This is a genomic window from Fusibacter sp. 3D3 (assembly GCF_001748365.1).
GTDB lineage: Bacteria > Bacillota > Clostridia > Peptostreptococcales > Acidaminobacteraceae > Fusibacter_A.
Map to the genome: position 1 here is coordinate 367,753 of NZ_BDHH01000001.1, position 18,418 is coordinate 386,170.

18 protein-coding genes are annotated in these 18,418 nt (G+C 37.5%); 1 reads left to right on the top strand and 17 read right to left on the bottom strand.

Annotated features, from left to right (window positions below):
• Positions 1-2: 2 nt before the first annotated feature.
• The 10 genes from F3D3_RS01605 to rho form a co-directional block, all read right to left on the bottom strand.
• Complete coding sequence (locus F3D3_RS01605; protein ID WP_069870557.1) at positions 3-524, bottom strand: hypothetical protein; 522 nt, start codon at positions 522-524, stop codon at positions 3-5.
• Between the two features lie 10 nt (positions 525-534).
• Positions 535-972, bottom strand: coding sequence for a hypothetical protein (locus F3D3_RS01610; RefSeq protein WP_069870559.1), 438 nt, complete (start codon positions 970-972; stop codon positions 535-537).
• Positions 973-989: 17 nt separating this feature from the next.
• Entirely contained in the window at positions 990-2,087 is a 1,098-nt protein-coding gene (locus F3D3_RS01615; protein ID WP_069870561.1) for an ABC transporter ATP-binding protein, read from the bottom strand.
• A 14-nt stretch (positions 2,088-2,101) separates the two neighbouring features.
• A complete protein-coding gene (locus tag F3D3_RS01620; RefSeq protein WP_069870563.1) occupies positions 2,102-2,572 on the bottom strand; it encodes a hypothetical protein in 471 nt (156 codons plus the stop codon).
• Between the two features lie 3 nt (positions 2,573-2,575).
• Complete coding sequence (locus tag F3D3_RS01625) at positions 2,576-3,061, bottom strand: hypothetical protein (protein ID WP_069870565.1); 486 nt, start codon at positions 3,059-3,061, stop codon at positions 2,576-2,578.
• Between the two features lie 27 nt (positions 3,062-3,088).
• Entirely contained in the window at positions 3,089-3,955 is an 867-nt protein-coding gene (locus F3D3_RS01630) for a carbohydrate ABC transporter permease (RefSeq protein WP_069870567.1), read from the bottom strand.
• Between the two features lie 10 nt (positions 3,956-3,965).
• Positions 3,966-4,931, bottom strand: coding sequence for a sugar ABC transporter permease (locus F3D3_RS01635; protein ID WP_069870569.1), 966 nt, complete (start codon positions 4,929-4,931; stop codon positions 3,966-3,968).
• A 575-nt stretch (positions 4,932-5,506) separates the two neighbouring features.
• Entirely contained in the window at positions 5,507-6,118 is a 612-nt protein-coding gene (locus F3D3_RS01640; protein WP_069870571.1) for a copper homeostasis protein CutC, read from the bottom strand.
• A gap of 71 nt (positions 6,119-6,189) precedes the next feature.
• Positions 6,190-6,390 (bottom strand): 50S ribosomal protein L31, encoded by a 201-nt coding sequence (gene rpmE, locus F3D3_RS01645; RefSeq protein ID WP_069870574.1) that lies wholly within the window; start codon positions 6,388-6,390, stop codon positions 6,190-6,192.
• Positions 6,391-6,491: 101 nt separating this feature from the next.
• Positions 6,492-7,979, bottom strand: coding sequence for a transcription termination factor Rho (rho, locus tag F3D3_RS01650; RefSeq protein ID WP_069870576.1), 1,488 nt, complete (start codon positions 7,977-7,979; stop codon positions 6,492-6,494).
• 267 nt (positions 7,980-8,246) lie between these two features.
• On the opposite strand from rho, the gene F3D3_RS01655 reads away from it, so the two are divergent.
• Positions 8,247-10,058: a stalk domain-containing protein gene (locus F3D3_RS01655; RefSeq protein ID WP_069870578.1), complete on the top strand. Its 1,812-nt coding sequence runs from the start codon at positions 8,247-8,249 to the stop codon at positions 10,056-10,058.
• Positions 10,059-10,355: 297 nt separating this feature from the next.
• On the opposite strand, the gene F3D3_RS01660 is transcribed toward F3D3_RS01655, so the two are convergent.
• The 7 genes from F3D3_RS01660 to F3D3_RS01690 all read right to left on the bottom strand — a co-directional run bounded on the left by F3D3_RS01660 (position 10,356) and on the right by F3D3_RS01690 (position 18,399).
• Positions 10,356-11,168, bottom strand: coding sequence for a 3-keto-5-aminohexanoate cleavage protein (locus F3D3_RS01660; RefSeq protein WP_069870580.1), 813 nt, complete (start codon positions 11,166-11,168; stop codon positions 10,356-10,358).
• A gap of 8 nt (positions 11,169-11,176) precedes the next feature.
• Positions 11,177-11,566 carry a hotdog domain-containing protein gene (locus F3D3_RS01665; protein ID WP_069870583.1) on the bottom strand — a complete coding sequence of 130 codons (390 nt, stop codon included), beginning with the start codon at positions 11,564-11,566 and terminating at the stop codon, positions 11,177-11,179.
• Between the two features lie 51 nt (positions 11,567-11,617).
• Entirely contained in the window at positions 11,618-13,045 is a 1,428-nt protein-coding gene (locus F3D3_RS01670; protein WP_069870585.1) for a glycosyltransferase family 39 protein, read from the bottom strand.
• On the bottom strand, positions 13,023-13,448 hold the full coding sequence (locus F3D3_RS01675) for a GtrA family protein (RefSeq protein WP_069870587.1): 426 nt from the start codon (positions 13,446-13,448) through the stop codon (positions 13,023-13,025). The genes F3D3_RS01670 and F3D3_RS01675 overlap by 23 nt, the downstream gene beginning before the upstream one ends.
• Positions 13,438-14,430 (bottom strand): glycosyltransferase family 2 protein, encoded by a 993-nt coding sequence (locus F3D3_RS01680; RefSeq protein ID WP_069870589.1) that lies wholly within the window; start codon positions 14,428-14,430, stop codon positions 13,438-13,440. Before F3D3_RS01680 ends, F3D3_RS01675 begins: the two co-directional genes overlap by 11 nt.
• Before the next feature lie 186 nt (positions 14,431-14,616).
• Positions 14,617-16,221 (bottom strand): CTP synthase, encoded by a 1,605-nt coding sequence (locus F3D3_RS01685; protein ID WP_069870591.1) that lies wholly within the window; start codon positions 16,219-16,221, stop codon positions 14,617-14,619.
• A gap of 261 nt (positions 16,222-16,482) precedes the next feature.
• A complete protein-coding gene (locus tag F3D3_RS01690; RefSeq protein ID WP_069870593.1) occupies positions 16,483-18,399 on the bottom strand; it encodes an S-layer homology domain-containing protein in 1,917 nt (638 codons plus the stop codon).
• Positions 18,400-18,418 lie beyond the last annotated feature (19 nt).

Below are 18,418 nucleotides of genomic sequence, written 5' to 3' on the forward strand. Positions count from 1 at the left end.
CATTAACCTCTACTCTGCTTCTTTCTAAATGTCTTTTTACTAAACGCCTTGATAAAAAGTGTATCGTAGATTAGTAATAAAATTCCGAACAATACGGGTTCAACTCCCAATACCACAACACCTTCTTCGTATCCATACATCGAACTCAGCACAGTATTAAAAATTTGATACGTCATCGCAATTAATACAATTAGAACCCAACTGTATAAAACCTGAACAACAATCCGAAAGGGGCTTGTCATCCTAATTGCCAAATACTTGTTAAAAACCTCTTCTTTGCCGCAAATGCCTTTCACCACAAAGTTCACCACAAATGTTTGCACAAGGCCTAAAACTAATCCCAAGACAAAAATAGAATCTATCACGCTGTGCATGAGCATCGGCATACCGAAACCTATAAAATAGTATGTCGCTGCATAGCACCACCATTTGGACACCCCAACTTGAATCGGTATTGGGATAGACGACAGTAGATCAATTTTGTATGGATCTAGCCTTTTCTTTTCCTTTGCTTTCTTTTTCATAAATCCCTCCCTAGAAGTAGATTGAGATGTCCTGATCTTTTTTGAAGTTATAAAGCGTCGCAAGCACTAACGCGAGCACTGTCAACCCAACCGAGACACCCACAAAACTAAGTGAAGTCATCATGTTCTTAGTTATTGTAATTTCAGGATAGAGTGCAACTTCATTTAAAGTCTCTTTTACGAATAAAAAAGCAAAACCCATTTGTACAAGGGACACAATGTAGGTGGTCACTAATGTGGCTACGGATTTTTTAGCGGCATAATTGACACCATTTAAAATGTTAATTATTGTAAACAACACAAACGCAAACATGTAAAACCCAATTATTGTGGAATATAACCCTGTAATCATGTTTATATGTGTTGTAATTACTATCATTTGGAACAAACCACTGAATAAAAGCATTCTACTCGCCCAAACGCCTTTACTTGTTTTCATTTTTTTCATTGGGACCTCCAAATACTTTATCTAATGCGTTCTTCTGTTTCCATATCAAAGAAATGAATCTTGTCCATATTGAGTGCGACTTCTATGTGATCACCCATCTTAATTTGATGCTTGGACTCCGTATTAATTAAAATCTTTGAGTCTCCAATCTGTGCATAAATAATGATTTCTTTGCCCAAAAGTTCAAAGACTTCAATTTCCACCTTTGTCTTAGACGCCTTTACAGCGTTAAAAACATCTCCATCTAAATGAATGTTTTCAGGTCTAATCCCCAGTGTAATCTCTTTGCCTTCATAACCTCGCTTTTGAAGATCCGCATATTGATTTGCTTCAATTTTGAATTTATCCGCTTTAACACAGAAATAGCCATTTTCTATTTTGCCATTTATAAAATTCATAGGCGGTGTTCCAATAAAACCTGCAACAAATTTATTGTTTGGAAAATCATAGACATCCTTCGGCGAACCAATTTGCTGAATATAGCCCATGCTCATAACGACGATTCGATCTGCCATGGTCATCGCTTCAATTTGGTCATGCGTCACATAAATCGTTGTGGCATTCATGGCTTTATGAAGTTTGATCAGTTCTGTTCTCATTTGAACTCTAAGTTTTGCATCTAGGTTTGAAAGGGGTTCATCCATTAGAAAAACCTTAGGATTTCTAACAATCGCGCGGCCGAGTGCAACCCTTTGTCTCTGACCACCCGAGAGCTCTTTAGGCTTTCTCGTGAGATATTCATCTAAGCTTAAAATTTTAGAAGCGTTCATTACTTTTTCATGAATCACATCGGAATCTTCCTTTTTAAGGAGTAAACTAAAAGCCATATTATGATACACCGTCATATGCGGATAAAGTGCATATGACTGAAATACCATGGCAATATCTCTTTCCTTAGGCGCTAAATTATTGATTTCTTTTTCATCGAGAATGAGCGACCCACTTGAAATTTCTTCAAGACCAGCGATCATCCTTAACGTTGTAGATTTTCCGCATCCAGAGGGACCTACAAAAGCAACAAATTCACCATCTTTAATTTCCAAATTGAAATCATAAACAGCTTGAACACCATTTGGATATATTTTATTGACATTTTTAAGCGACATGTTAGCCATTACAGTATTTCCTCCTATTTAGTCCCATAATATTTTTTGAGTGCACTTGCTTTCCGATAGCCAATTATGCCACTGATCAAAATGAGTATACTCATGACGATTAAGGCTCCTGCGGATTTATAACCTGCAAGCAGTATTGACTTTCCCGTTTCTATACTGATGGTATCACCCGTTTGAATCAATTCATTTGCCTGCACAAATAACATTCTCGGCATATATAGAATCCGAACGATATCAAATCCAGCAAGTCCCATAAAGTACTTACTCCATTTTTCGTCATGATCTTTAACGCGCTCCATCCCTAAAAACATGAACATAAACGTCATCAGATTGATGGCAATTTCAATTCCAATGTGATAGGTAATCGCTAAGCTGTTCAGGGATGTTACCAAATAGTATTGATTGATCAAGAATGCCACTAAAGCTAAATTATAAGAACTTTTATTTTCTTGATATCGCATTTTCTCAATTTTTATATTTCTCATCACTTAAGCCTCCGTTCCTTTTCTTAAAAAAGTACTCGCAATAAGCAATACAGAAAAAATAACAAGTACGCTATAAATGACATAACCATAACTAAAAGTCATCGTTGATAATTGATATTCTGGAAAGTACATGTGCACATCTTCAATATTGAGCTTTAAATATGCATTTTTAAAGAAAGGCAAATATTTTAAGCCAAAAAAACACGACCAAATACTTCCAAGTCCACTTAAACATGCAAATCCTTTGCTGATAATGTGGTTTGATCCATTTTGATAACCAAACATAAACATCACGCCTGAAGCGAGCATTACATACAAAGAGTAGGCGAATATTTTGTGATTAAAGAGTTGTAATAAATCATATAATTTTCGGTCCGCGCCGCTGATCTGTACAAAATTCGTAAAAAAACCAAGCGCATATACAAACGAGATGATCGTCATGATGAAATAAATCAATATCATCCACTTGAGTATCTTATTTTTTTTCATTTTTTCCTCCTGAGTCATTACTGAGCTTTATCCTTTTACACCACCAACATTAACACCTTTGACAAAGTATTTCTGTAGATATGGATAAATGATGATAATTGGAATAATTGAGCACACAAGCATGCCGTAAATAATGGCTTCAATAGAATAGTTGAGTGCTAACCCACCTATTTCATCCGATATCTGTTCTAACATCTCAAATTTAGTTCTAAGATAAACCTGCAACGGTACATCGTTTGTATCATTTAATAAAATTCTTGACCAGAAGAAACCATTCCATCTACCAAGGCCCGAAAACAAAGTGACTGTAGCAATAGAGGCTTTTGACATCGGGATATAAATCGTTTTTAATATATTGAACTCACTTGCACCATCCATAGTGGCCGCTTCCTCAATCTCACTAGGAATACTTTCAAAGTAATTTCTGAGTAGAATAACATTGAACGCTTGAACACCAAAAGCGACGACAATCCCCCATCTGTTGTTTACACCCATTTCCACGTAATTGATGTACGTAGGAATCATGCCTGCCGAAAACCACATTGTAAACACCAGTAAGAAATTGAGTTGTCTTCTAAACATTAAACGTTTTTTAGAAAGTGCATAGGCACCTGTAATCGCTATAAACATGGAATACAACGTCCCGTAGAACGTATAAAAAAGTGTATTCGTATAGGTGATCCAAAATGTTTTATCGTTAAAAATATACTGATAGGCACCGAAAGTGATTTCTTTTGGCAACAAAAATACTTCGCCACGCTCAAAGGCAATCCGACCACTTATGGATGCTGAAACTGTATAAATAAAAGGATATATTGCCATAATCGCAAATACACCTACTAGAATGTGCGCTATAACAGTAAAGATCAACTCTGACTTATCTAACCTTTTCATCTATTTCTCCTTAAAATAATGATGTTTCTGAAATTTTACGACTGATGTAATTTGCACCGAGTACGAGAACCATTGCCACCAAAGAGTTAAACAATCCAGCCGCTGTTGCAATCGATGGATTTACAGCAGTTTCTCCCATTCCCAATCTGTATATAAAGGTTTCAAGCACATCTGCGGTCTCATAAATGCTGGCATTGTAAAGTAAGAATACTTTTTCAAAACCCACCGCCAACATACTTCCAATTCGTAAAATCAACATGATCGTCAACGTGGATGCCATCCCTGGCATGGTAATATACCGAATTTGATCAAATTTGGATGCCCCATCCACTCTCGCCGCCTCATAATTGCTCGGTGGAATTCCCATGATTGCGGCAAAGTAAACGATAGAACCGTAACCTGCACCGACCCATATATCAGACACGATATAAATCGCCCTAAAGTAACCTGGTTCATAGAGCAGTTTTGCATCCGGACCAATCACACCAATCATTTGGAGTAAATGCGCTACAATACCCACTTGCCCATGACTGTTGGAAACTAACATAGCAATCAAAGTGGTGATGATAACTTCAGAAATAAATTTTGGTAAATAAGAAAAGGTTTGCGTGACACTTCTATAGGCAACATTTTTAATTTCACTGAACAAGAGTGCTAAAATAATAGGCGCTGGGAATCCAAATAAAATGCCATATATATTGAGCATAAAAGTGTTTCTAAGCGCTCTCCAAAACTCTCTACTCGCACTGCCGAACATAAGCTCTCTGATATAATAGAATCCCGCAAAATCACTTCCCAGAACCCCATCAATGACCTTGTACTTTTTAAATGCCACAAGGACACCGCCCATCGGTTTATATCGCCACATCACAAAGAAGACAATAATCGGGATTAACAAAACATAAAGGGCCCAATCTCTCCTCAACGTTTCTAAAAAACGTTTCAACTTACTATTCTGATTTACTCTAAAGTCCATCTTTTCCTCCTGAACATTTTAAAATTCATTCTCAAAATTACTTGATGCAATCGCTGAAGCACTTAATGTTAACGTAATCATTTTAATTATTTTGTAATTACAAAATTTAAAAAAGAGCTTTAAACGTTAGTTTTTCAAGTGTAGTTACCTTTAAAATCAGAAAAACATACTCTGATTATTTATCAACGTGTCCATTTTAACCGCCACTTTAAAATGTTTTCGTCCACAATCAATGTTAGCGTTAACATTTTAAGGCGAAAATTAAGTTCATCTAGTACTTCTAGTAAGAATAACCTAACTTCTTATTTAGAAAACGACCTTAAATGAACACACCTCAAAGAAAAAATACTTGTATTTGATGCTCTATATATAATAGAACTTATCACAGATTAAATACATCTTTTTTTACATTGTAACAGAAAATAATTCATAATAATATACAATTCTTGCCCTAATCTATACAAATCTTGTTCTTTGTTAAAAATTTAGCTTAACGCAATAGCGTCTAATTGTAAATAATATGGTCTCAATTTTACATCAACTTTACAATCAACTGCGCTCATTCGCATACCTGTTTAAACAATTTTAGTCCCATGCACTTCAAAAACCCCTGTTTTTTCGATCAACTCCAAATAATTATCTTTTGTCACGCCACCGCCAGGCATGATGATAATTTCATCCTTACTCGCCAGATTAAGCGTCCGTATTTGATCTATATTTTTAAAGGCAGAAAGCTTTCCACCTTTTGTCAATATTCTTTTAACACCGATCTCTTTGAGAAAATCCATGGATTCAAACATATCCTTACATGCATCAAAAGCCATATGGAAGGTTACTTCCATCCCCTCGGTTGCCTCCATAACAGCTTTCATATACGATTTATCAATCTCCCCATGACGGGTTAAAGTGCCTACAGCAATACCGTTATAGCTTAAAACTTTGCATCTTTCAATCCTTTTTAGCATGCCGTCAAATTCACTTGGTGTATAAATAAAGTCGCCACCTCTAGGTCTGATAATCGCTACCAAAGGGATTTTGATTTTTTGACGTGTCATGATGAGCATTTCTAAACTCGGCGTTACGCCTCCTATGTCTAACCGCTCACAGACTTCAAGACGATCTGCACCGTTTTGCTCAGCGATACAAGCCATTTCAAAACTGCCTATACAAGCTTCTCTTATAATCATATAAACTCCTTTATGCTCTCAAAACACAAAAAAGACTGGGAACATCTCTCCCAGCCTCAGCAATCTCAAATTTATTTAAGACCATATTTCTCTTTGAATTTATCTGCTCTACCGCCACGTTCTACTTGCTTAACTTGACCAGTAAAGAACGGATGACACTCAGAACAAATCTCAATTCTTATCTCTTCTTTTGTTGATTTAGTCGTAAAATTGTTTCCACATGCACAGTGTACATTAATCTCATGATAATCTGGATGAATTCCTTGTTTCATTATTGTTCACCTCTTTCTTTCTAAAATTTATATCAATAAACGATAATCTAATTTCAAGCCTTATCATTATAACACAGTTGATCTATACTTTCAATCACTTTTTATGAAAAATCACGATTTATGAGTTTAACAAATTCTTCATTATTGCGTGTACTGATTAGTGTATCAATTAACTTTTCTGTGCTTTCAGCACTATTGCTCTTATCTAGGTGTCTTCTTATACGCCATATAGCTTCAACCTCATTTTTATTAAATAGAAATTCTTCTCGACGTGTACCCGATTTTTTAATGTCCACTGAAGGGAAAATGCGCTTTTCAGAAAGTCTTCGGTCAAGGATGAGTTCCATGTTGCCCGTTCCTTTAAATTCCTCAAAAATAACATCATCCATCCGAGAACCCGTCTCAACCAATGCTGTAGCAAGAATTGTAAGAGATCCCCCTTCTTCAATATTACGCGCTGCACCAAAAAAACGCTTAGGTTTGTGAAGCGCATTAGGGTCAAGACCACCTGATAACGTTTTACCACTAGAAGGCATCACCAAGTTGTACGCCCTTGCAAGCCTTGTGATGCTATCGAGTAAAATAACCACATCTTTTTTTTGTTCTACAAGTGCTTTTGCACGGTTGAGCACCATTTCTGCCACCTTCACATGATGAGATGGCAATTCATCAAAGGTGCTGTATACAACATCTGCATTAATAGAACGCTTCATATCTGTAACTTCTTCTGGTCTCTCGTCAATAAGCAGTACAATCAATTCCACTTCAGGATAATTTTTAGAGATGCTCTTTGCAATTTTTTGAAGTAAAATAGTCTTCCCAGATTTAGGAGGCGCTACAATTAAACCTCTTTGTCCTTTCCCAATTGGCGATACAATGTCTATAATCCTCATGGCAAGTTCTCTAGAATCCCCTTCAAGTTTAAACCTCGACGTTGGATACATAGGGGTCAATTCATCAAATTTAGGGCGTTTTCCATTTGACTCTGGCTTAAGTCCGTTAATTTGCTTTACATATAAGAGCGCTCTAAAGCGTTCCCCAGGATTCGGGGTACGCGTAACACCCATGATCTTATCACCCGTTCTCATAGAAAATTTTCTAATTTGAGAAGGCGACACATAAACGTCTTGTTCACTGGATAAAAAGTTCTGAAATCTCAAAAATCCATATCCCTGTTCAATGATTTCCAGTACACCCTCTACATCTTGCTTGCCATCATTACTTTCTCTTTTTTTTCGCACTGTGCCTTCGTCAAGGCTTTCCTCAGAATTTCCGTCTAGGTTTTCTTCAGCTATGCGATCCGCGCCTAAATCGTTATCTTCAACTTCAACTTCTTCATCTTCATCATCTTCTTCATCTTCTTCATCATCTTCTTCATCATCATTAGAATCGTCGGCATCATCAGAGAAATCGTCCTCAACAAACTCGATTGTTTCATCATTTTCATTTTCTGAAGACTCTTGATTCCCATTAATAATCAAGTCAATTAAATCATCCTTCCTACGCCTAGTCAGATCCTCAAATCCCATTACCTTCGCAATCTCTCTCAAATCCTGAACTTTTTTCAAGCGTAACGTCCTAATATCCATGCTTCCTCCATTTACAACATTATTATGTAATTTTTAATTTTTAATGAACAAACAAAATAATTGATAAACTATCGTTTAAAAGTCATCAAATTGTGATATATTAAAGAAGATATTCTTCTATTACTCTGGGGAAATTTAGGTTGACATCAAAAAGAGTGGTTCTAAGAAAATTCACACAAAGAGTTGATACGCGTTAGAATAAATAGAATTGTTGCTACAGATAATACTAACATACTTTTGTAGACAAATCAAATGAAGGTGGTTCCAATGATTAAAAAGATACTTATATGTCTACTCATTATAAATTTAGCCATTCCCACACTCGCTTTTGCAAATACGCCCATTATGGACGGCACACCGCTTGTGGCTAAAGTTTATTTAGATGATTTTGAAATCACATTTACCAATCCTCCCCTCTACCTTCAAAATAAGATCATGGTCCCTGCACGTGCTGTTTTTGAAAAATTAGGGGTCCAAATTTATTGGATTGATAAAACCCAAGAGCTTTTAGCTTACAGAGATAATGTCTTTGTGAAAATTCAAATCGACAATCCTGTTGCCCATGTAAACGGCAAAGCAACGTCTATGGGGATTACACCTCTCGTTCGATCTGGAGAAATCTTTATTCCAGCATCTTTTATTGCAAATGCATTCGATCTCAATTATACTTTGGACTCGAAAATGCACAGTATAAATTTAGATTTCAGAGAAAATTTGTATGAGTACGAACAATTTAACGATCAACATTATAAAAAAATAAATACCCTCAACTGGGGCATCAGTTTTTTCATTCCTGAATACTGGGAAAAGCTTGATGGCACCTATGCTTCCTATGGTTATTCAAGCGATTACGAATATTATAAATTTGAACCTAGAGTTATACCACTTGATAGTGATTTCAATAGAGTTATTTTGTCAAACGCCTTAATAAACAACTTGAAATATGAATATGGTCTTCAAATTTCAAATGTAAAAAACACAGAACGCCTCTATAATGATTTTCTATGTCGAGTGACCACTTATGACTTTAAAGACGATCAAGTGCTGAAGAAAAGATTTATCTACGTTTTTTTTGAAAATAATAACGGTTACATTTTCGAAGGTGAGGTCAATACTACCGTCGATTCAAGTGATGCAAGAAATGTATTTGATACCATTGCAAATACATTTCAAATTAGTAAACTGACTGTAGACGACAACAGTGAACACTATATTGAACTCGCTAAGTTTTTCGAAATGGAGATGCACCTTGATATGCAGCTTTACTCTAATATGACCGTTGAAAATCAATTTTTATTCAGTGGTACATTTCCAGAAGATACCGCTTTAAAAGGGCTACACATAATCGTCTCTAAAGGCTCTGAAACAACTGAATACTATGCACCTCTTATTTCGGGAGCGTTTAAAGCAAATATTTTTACGCCTTTTGGCCTTGGCAAGCACAATATCACTGTCATGGTTGATGACGCAGGTAGCAAACCCCCTTTAAGCGAACGCATTAGCCTCGGACCCACACTTGACGATATTGTCAACAATGCCATTTCGCTTGAAATGCCTATTGACTCTAAGAAAATAGTTATGAAATTCAGCATACTCAACACTTCCGATGATGCTATAAAATTCTTGTTGCCATCTGATTATATTGATTATGATGCTCATAGTGTTTACCAAACCGCCAATGGATTGACGTATAACCTCACAAATGACTATGCAAAATCAAAAATGATCTACGAATGGATTGTGGACAACTACACTTATGAGCCTATCTTGGAAAGCACCACGCTCTCTAGCACCACCAGTATGATTTCAAAAACAAGTGGTACCGAAGTCGACCTCAGCATTTTATACGCGGGTCTTATGCGCTCCATGAATGTGCCTTCACGAATCGTGAGAGGTACCAACGAACAAGTTTCCCACTACTGGGTCGAAAACTTCATTAACGGTAAATGGCAACTTTCCGACATTGCTTGGGAAATAAAATATAAAGACGACCAATCACAAAAGAAACTTCAATATTTTAATATCAATATGATGGGACATTACTCACAGTACAAGAAGACAGAATTTTTACCGTTCTGATTTTCATCAAGTCCTAACAAAAGCCCCCCATACAATCCTCTCTGGGAAGAGTCCTCGGCTGCGCCTGCGGATTCCCGCCTAGGATTGTATGGGGGGCTTTGTCATAGGATAGTTTCAAAACCACAAAAGCAGCACACCTACATCCGCAGGCTTTAGCCGAGGACTCTTGCTCGTAGGATGTAGGTGTGCTACCTTATTACTGTTCAAACCACACAGGTTGCACGTTGACATTCGAAGGGCAATCCGCAGGCCAACGGCCGAGGACTCTTGCCCGTAGAATGCCAACGTGCAACCGCTCTATTTTAGTCCCAAAATCGCTCTAGCCTCATCAGGTGTCGCCACTTCTCTGCCAATCTCTTTAGCGAGTCTGACGATTCTTTCCACAAGCTCAGCATTGGACTTTGCAAGTCTGCCTTTTGAGTAGTAAACATTGTCTTCGAAACCAACGCGCACATGGCCTCCCATGACAATTGCCATAACAGCCAGTGGTGTTTCAGCGCGTCCAATACCAGCTACCGTCCATGTCCAATCTTCTGGAATTTGGTTTACCATGAACATAAGATCCTCTGGGGTTCCTGGGCAAGCCCCTGGTACGCCAAGTACGAAATCCACATGAAGTGGCGCTTTTATAAGACCTTTTTTCACAAGACTCTTAGCATTCTCAATCATGCCTCTTTCAAACACTTCTATTTCAGGCTTAACACCCATTTCTTGCATTTTTGTTGCAAAACGTACTATATATTCTTCTGAGTTCATAAACACATCTGGTCCAAAGTTGCAAGTCCCACAACTCAACGTTGCCATTTCTGGTTTTAGATCTACAGGTTGTAATCTTTGTTCTGGCGTATGCCATACAGCACCACCTGTTGAGGGTTGAAAAATAATCGGACATTTTGCTTCTACTTTCTCTTTAATCTCTTTGTAGACTTCAAAATCTTGAGTCGGATTCCCCTCTGCATCTCTTGCGTGTACATGAACAACAGAAGCGCCGGCTTGGTAACACTCATATGCCGCTTCTGCGATTTCATCTGGTGTTAAAGGTAAGCTTGGTTGTTGCGCTCTTGTGACTTCTGCACCTGTTAAAGCTGCCGTTATAATCAATTTTTCCATATCATCACCTACTTGTTTCTCTGTTTGTCTTTAGTGACGACACAGGTGCCCACAGCCCTACAAACAATAATAGGCTCTTCGAGCACATCACATGCTGACGCGTTGATATCAGGTCTTGGGATAATCACTTTACGTGCTTCAAAAGTCATCTTGCGAGAAGAGTTACCCATTTTTGTAATTTCACCTACTGCTTCGATATAGTCGCCCGCATAAACCGGTGCTAAAAACTCAACACTCTCATATGCGGCGAAAAGACCCTCATCGCCATCTTGTCGAATTAAAAGCTCAGTCGCTACATCGCCAAATAAGTTCAACATTTTAGCGCCATCCACAAGGTTTCCACCATAGTGTGCATCATGCATACTCATTCTCATTCTAATCATTGCTTTTTCAGACATTTTATGTCCCTCCAAATTATTTAAAATTTGATCCCTAGTTCCTATTTTACATCATCTTTCATCAATTTTGAAGGTATTTCCCTCAACCTCTAAAAATTTATCCCGAATGATGTCAAAACCAATGGCAAAAGTTATGATCAATAAGAATAGTACAATGAAATTATAACGGGGTTGTCCTTCATATACGAAAAAAACCATAGAGACAAAAGCTAAGTTAATCACTGGAATTACAACAAAAGATTCCAAATTAAGCTTCTGATTATAGAGTGATTTAACCATTCTAAAAATATTCATAAAGACAAAGACAACTCCAAACCCACTTATGATCCCTAGAACAATATCCGACAAGGCCCTAAAGAAATTCATAAATCTAGTATAAGTGAATTCATCCACATCTTTAAAACTTGGCAATACTGTCGCCAACTGATCATAAGAAATTTCATTCATCGTCCAAGCATCCAGATCCCATGCCCCATTAAAATAAGTCGCATGAATGCGAATAACGCCTAACTTGAAAAATTCAATAGGATGAGCTTTAATATAATCCACGGCATACGGCTTTAAAAGCACCTCTAAATTAGGCGACGTCTTCACCGAGGCACCATGGCTTTGAACTTCAGCTTCAATGGCTTGTTCAAGTGCATACGGTTTTTCGATTTCACGATAGTCCATCCAGCCACCATGAACGTTTTGTGCATTATTATTAATATATAAGTTAAACCCAGAATTGTAGGAAACAGGAATCCACCGGTCATATTTCTCAAGGTTTCTTAAAGACCACGGTAAAATCACCAGCATCATCACCACATAAACGGATGCAAAATAAAGCAAAGACTGTTTCCATTTGTGCGTCATCATATAATGCGCTATCGCCAAAATCATAGGATAAGCCAGAAAGAAAGGTTTTGATAAGGATAAAAAGCCACATAAAACGCCAAGTCCCAAGACCTTATAAATCATTTTCACACGACATAAACTCAGGCATATGGCAGCACTTAAAAAGAAAGCCGTTATAATTTCAGTCCCTATGACATTACAATACATAATTTGATGCGGCATAAAGGTCATTAAAAAAACACTGATCCAAACGGCCCAAGGCTTATTATAAATTCGCCTCATAATCATATAAACAAATACAATCGTCATCTCTGATAGGAATACATTGATCACTTTAGGAATGATTTCAGAAGTATTGCCTAAAATCTTGTAAATCACACCCAGTCCGGTAGAATAAAGCATGCCCTGCCACGCCACAGGATATCCCCCTAGTGTATAACCTTGACCTGTGGCAATATTCACCGCAAGTTGCTGATAGGTTTCAAAATCAAACATTTGCTGCGTTGGAATTGTCAAAACGAAGGTTAATCTAAGGCATAAGCCCACTAATAAAAAAAGACTTAAGAGGATCACTGTCCTAAAGTGCGCTTTAAAAATTGCCTCAAAGGTTGCTTTTAAATTACACCTCTCCATCTTCTTCACGTTTCCCTCCTTTAAATATCCAAAATTTGCTAATCATATAATTCAGTAAAATCACAATAATGTTCATGACCAGTTTAGCGATCATTTCCTGCACGGCTAAACCACTAATCAGTATGAGGAGACCAACCGTCTCCATTGAAAAAGTTGACAGTCGACTTCCAGCGAACATCACGAGCTCTTGACTTGTAGCGTTTTGAGTCACCACTTTAAAAACAAAATACTTATTGGCGAAAAAGGCAAACACCACCGATAATACAAAAGCAATCGTCGTTGCCACCAGATACTCCATTTCGAACCACAATCCCATTTGATACACGCCAAGATTGATTAAAGTCGTCAATCCACCTACCACTAAATACCGAAAGCCCTCACTTGCATGATGTCTTAAAGGATTAAGCCTCATGGTCTATACCATAGTTTTTGATTTCATTTTTTTCAGACACCCGGTCTGGGTCCACACCTTCTGATCGCCCGACAATATAAAGAGGTCTCTCTCTTACTTCTTCATAAATTCGAGCGATATATTCACCCACCACCGATATCTGCATCATGATAATCCCAAAGAAAAATAGAATAATCGTCACAGTAGAAGTCCAACCATCTGTGGGATTGCCAAAGAGCATTTTCTTTATAATCCAGTATAACATCAACAAGAATCCAAACCCTGCCGAACAAAATCCAAACAAAGTAAACAATTTTAAAGGTTTATATGAAAAGGATATAATCGCATCGACTGCGAGCTTCATAAGTTTAATGTAGCTGTACTTTGTCTCGCCTGCGTGGCGCTCATCTCGGTCGAAATAAACATAAGTGACATTAAATCCAATCCAGTGTGTAAGGCCTCTAAAAAATCGGTTTTTTTCGCTAAAACGATTGAGCTCGTCCACAGCACGTCTGCTGAGCAATCTATAATCACCGGTGTCAAGGGGAATTTCCGTATCGCTCATAAATTTGAGCACACGATAAAACCACTTTGACGTACTCTTTTTGATAAAACTCTCTTTCTTTCGCGTTTTGCGCTTGGCATATATGACATCAAAGCCTTCTTTATACTTTTCATACATGTCGATAATGAGCTCTGGCGGATCTTGTAAATCTGCATCAATGATGACAACTGCTTGCCCTAATGCTGTTCTAAATCCAGCAGTATTCGCCATTTCATGTCCAAAATTACGTGAAAAAGACACGAGCTTAACGCGTTCATCAAGCGCTCTCATTTTTAAAACTTCTGCCACCGTCTCATCATGACTGCCGTCATCTATAAAAACGATTTCAAAATAAGGACTTATTTTCGCTAAAACGCTTAACAATCTATCATAAAGTGGCTTTATATTCATTTCTTCATTATATGCAGGTACAACAACGCTGATCTCCGGCCTGTTCATAAATGCCTCCTAATCTTTAATTTTCTCTCTGTTTATTATAAAACAATATTCATATCATGTCTTGTCTTTATTCTTAGATAGGATCTATCTCTTATTTTTAACACCTTAATTCTTTACAAGATGAAAAATCAGAGCCTAACAATTAGACTCTGATCTATAAGGGTTGCCTGTATGATCTTTTTCGTTTTATAAAGAATAGGTCTTCGCTGCTTTAATAAAATCTCTAAAAAGTGGATGCGATCTGGTTGGTCTCGATTTGAATTCCGGATGAAATTGGACTGCCAAGAACCAAGGATGATCCGAAAGTTCAATAATCTCCACTAATCTCTCATCAGGAGACAGACCTGATATGATGAGCCCTTTTTCAAGCATTTCTTCTCTATAAGTGTTATTGAACTCATATCTATGGCGATGTCTTTCATATATGAGTTCTTCATCATAAGCTTTAAAGGCCAATGAATCAGGCTTAATCTTACATGGATAAAGCCCCAATCTCATGGTCCCCCCCATGTCTTCAACATCGTGTTGTTCAGGCATGAGATCAATCACAGGAACAGGTGTCAATCCATTGAGTTCAGCGCTGTGCGCTTCTTTATAGCCTAAAATCTGACGTGCAAAGTCAATCACTGCCATTTGCATTCCCAAACAGATTCCGAAAAAGGGAATGTTATTTTCTCTGGCGTATTTAACCGCTTCAATTTTGCCTTCAACACCTCTAAAGCCAAATCCACCAGGCACTAAAACGCCATGAGTGCCCTTTAAAATTTCAGCGACACGCTCAGGTGTGACGTGCTCTGACTGCACCCAATCGATTTCAATAGCCACTTCATTTGCAAGTCCTGCATGTTTAAGGGCTTCTGCCACGGATAGATAAGCATCTTTAAGCTCCACATACTTGCCCACCAATGCGATTTTCACCGTCTTTGTGAGATTTTTTTCTATTTCAACAATGCGTTCCCACTCTGAAAATTCTGGTGCTGGGCATTCAATTTTGAAGAACTCACAAACTTTACTTGCCAAGCCCTCTTTTTCAAGTGTCATTGGCACTGAATACAACGTCTCAGCATCTAAGTTCTGAATGACATTTTTCGGACTAACACTACAGAAAAGCGCAATTTTATCTTTCATCTCTTGAGAAATTTCTTTTTCTGTTCTACAGACGATCAAATCCGGTTGAATCCCAATCCCTCTAAGTTCTTTAACCGAGTGTTGAGTGGGTTTTGTTTTGATTTCGCCTGCTTTACTTAAATAAGGGAGTAATGTCAAATGAATGTACATTACATTCTCACGACCTACATCGTATTTCATCTGACGAATCGCCTCTAAAAAAGGCAATGATTCGATATCCCCAACTGTTCCTCCAATTTCCGTGATGACCACATCTGCACTTGTTTCCTTTGCAGAACGTGTTAATCTTTCTTTAATTTCATTCGTAATATGTGGAATCACTTGAATCGTTGCGCCCAAATAATCCCCACGTCTCTCTTTCGTAAGCACTGACCAGTATATTTTGCCTGTTGTTACATTGCTGTTCTTTGATAAGTTAATATCAATAAATCTTTCGTAGTGTCCTAAATCGAGGTCTGTTTCTGCACCGTCATCTGTTACGAAAACCTCTCCATGTTGATACGGGCTCATCGTGCCTGGATCCACATTGATGTAAGGGTCAAATTTTTGGATCGTCACTTTGAGACCCCTTGCTTTTAAGAGTTGTCCTAAGGATGCGGCTGTTATGCCCTTGCCCAGCGACGAAACAACGCCTCCTGTTACAAAAATATACTTTGTGCTCATTGATTAACTCCTTTCAAAAATTGGAAAAACTCTATGTCGATCCACGCTTTCCAGTGTTTAACCTACTCACAAGGTCCTAATTTCACAAAAAAAGAGTGAGAAGTCACCCCTTAAGGATGACTAAACACTCTTGTTCCTAAGGCTCAAGTAGCCACCCGAAAGGGTGTCACTATACCGATTCAATTCATAAATCTTAATAATACTTAGATAGTATATCCACAATCGATTTTAAAGTCAACTCTTTTTACTTTGAACTTAGCCTCATTTTTTCGTAATGACGATTGACTCAGCTTCAAAGAGTACATCTGTCAATTGAGTGCCTTTTATTAAGAGCTCATCTCCAATTTTATAGTCCGTAATTTTAAGGCCCGAAGCTTGAGCAAATCCTACCGTTTTAGTGATGCCAGCACCATCTTTTACCACGAGAAGGTTTGTAGTTGAAAATACATTTGTCACGGTGCCATTAAAGCCGACAGCTTCTTTCTGATAACTGAAATCAATGCGATCAATACCGCCGATACCTACATGTATTCTTACGCTTTGATTCAATTTTAAATCATATATCGTCAGCACCTCGTTGCCAATTTCATCCACTATCTTAGCAGCATCTGAAAGTGTATATTTTTCTATAGTGCCTGCTTCTACTTTAATGGCAATTTCAGGCGTTTTAGTAATGTGAATTTCTTCTATGGTGCCCATGAGATCTTTAGATTGTCCTAAATATTCAACATTGGATACAACGCCATATTTTAAAGTTACTTTTACAATGTCATTTTTAGCAAGTACTTTCACAGGATCTCCAAAAGAAACCGAAGTGGTTAATGCTTGCTTAAAAGTCACGCCATCTTCTTTAGTCATCTCTAGAGTCATAGGTGCTTTTGGATCAATAGGTTGATTGAGCATCCCTGTAAATTGATACTGATCCGAATAAGCCGCAATACTTTTAGCATCATAACCATCATATGATACAACAACTTTATAGCCCGCTTTTAAATCAAGGACCGTTTTTTGAACGCCATCTATGGTTATCGGTGTACTGTCATATACACGTTTGAAATCAAACGATTTATTTTCAAGTTGAAATTTTAAAGATCTAAATTTAAGCGTCTCTCCCATAGGCTCTGTTACTTGAGCAAAAGTACCTTCCACTTTTTGATAAACTTTATCAAGTACCACGGTTGTCACGATCTCTTTGCTGAGCGTTAACTTTACATAGGCCCCTTTTTCTAAACTGTCAAAATCAATCATAGCTTGTTCTGCATAAATTTTAGCTTGCTTTAAGTCATAAACGGTGGTCTTTCCAGTTGTCTCTTTAATTTCGATCAATTTCAAATCTTTAAAGATATCTGTTATCGAACCCGTTACAACAACATCATTCGCGTTTGCTTCGGATCCTGTATTCGCATTGGCGCTGCCTGGAATAGTCGTCTGAGCTTTGTCACTTGTAGGGGTTCCGGCTGGATCCATTGGCGTCGTCACTTCATTTTTAATCGCCTTATAGTACCAATTTACATAAACTGCCAGCACAGATCGATTGATGATGCTTTTGGGATTAAAATTACCGCTGCTATCCCCTTTATTGGAAATGATATCGTATTCAATTAAAAGGTTGACATATTTAAGTGCTCCTAATGATATATCAAATGCATCTTTATAGGAAAGTGATATGATCTTATTCAAATTTTCATTTTTATAAACATTGAGTGCCTTGCCAAAAAAAACAGATACATCCACTTTTTTAGCTTCAGTGAGTTTATCCTTACTGATAAAGTATTTCACTTCATCCATCACTAAAATCTTATTTTCAAGTGCATAAGCAAGCGCTGGGTACACATCCCCACCATAAGGTGCAAGCATTACAGGTATATTAAGCGCTTTTAAATCGCTTTCATACTTACTGGTCAAGGTATTGAGATTAACTTCCTGTAAATAGCCCGCTGCCTTCGCTGCTCGATAAAGGACAATAATCGCCTCTACATTTGTCACATTGGCATTGGGTTTAAAACTACCGTCTTCATTTAAAAGCATAATTTCCTTTTCCACAACGTTTTGAACATAATCATTGGCCCAATGTGAAGAGGTCACATCTGTGATTGCCACCACACCGAAAGACAAATTACTCATCATTAACAAGATTAATACCATTGCCGTTATTTTAGAAAATTTATTTTTAGTCATCATCTACCTCCGAATTTTT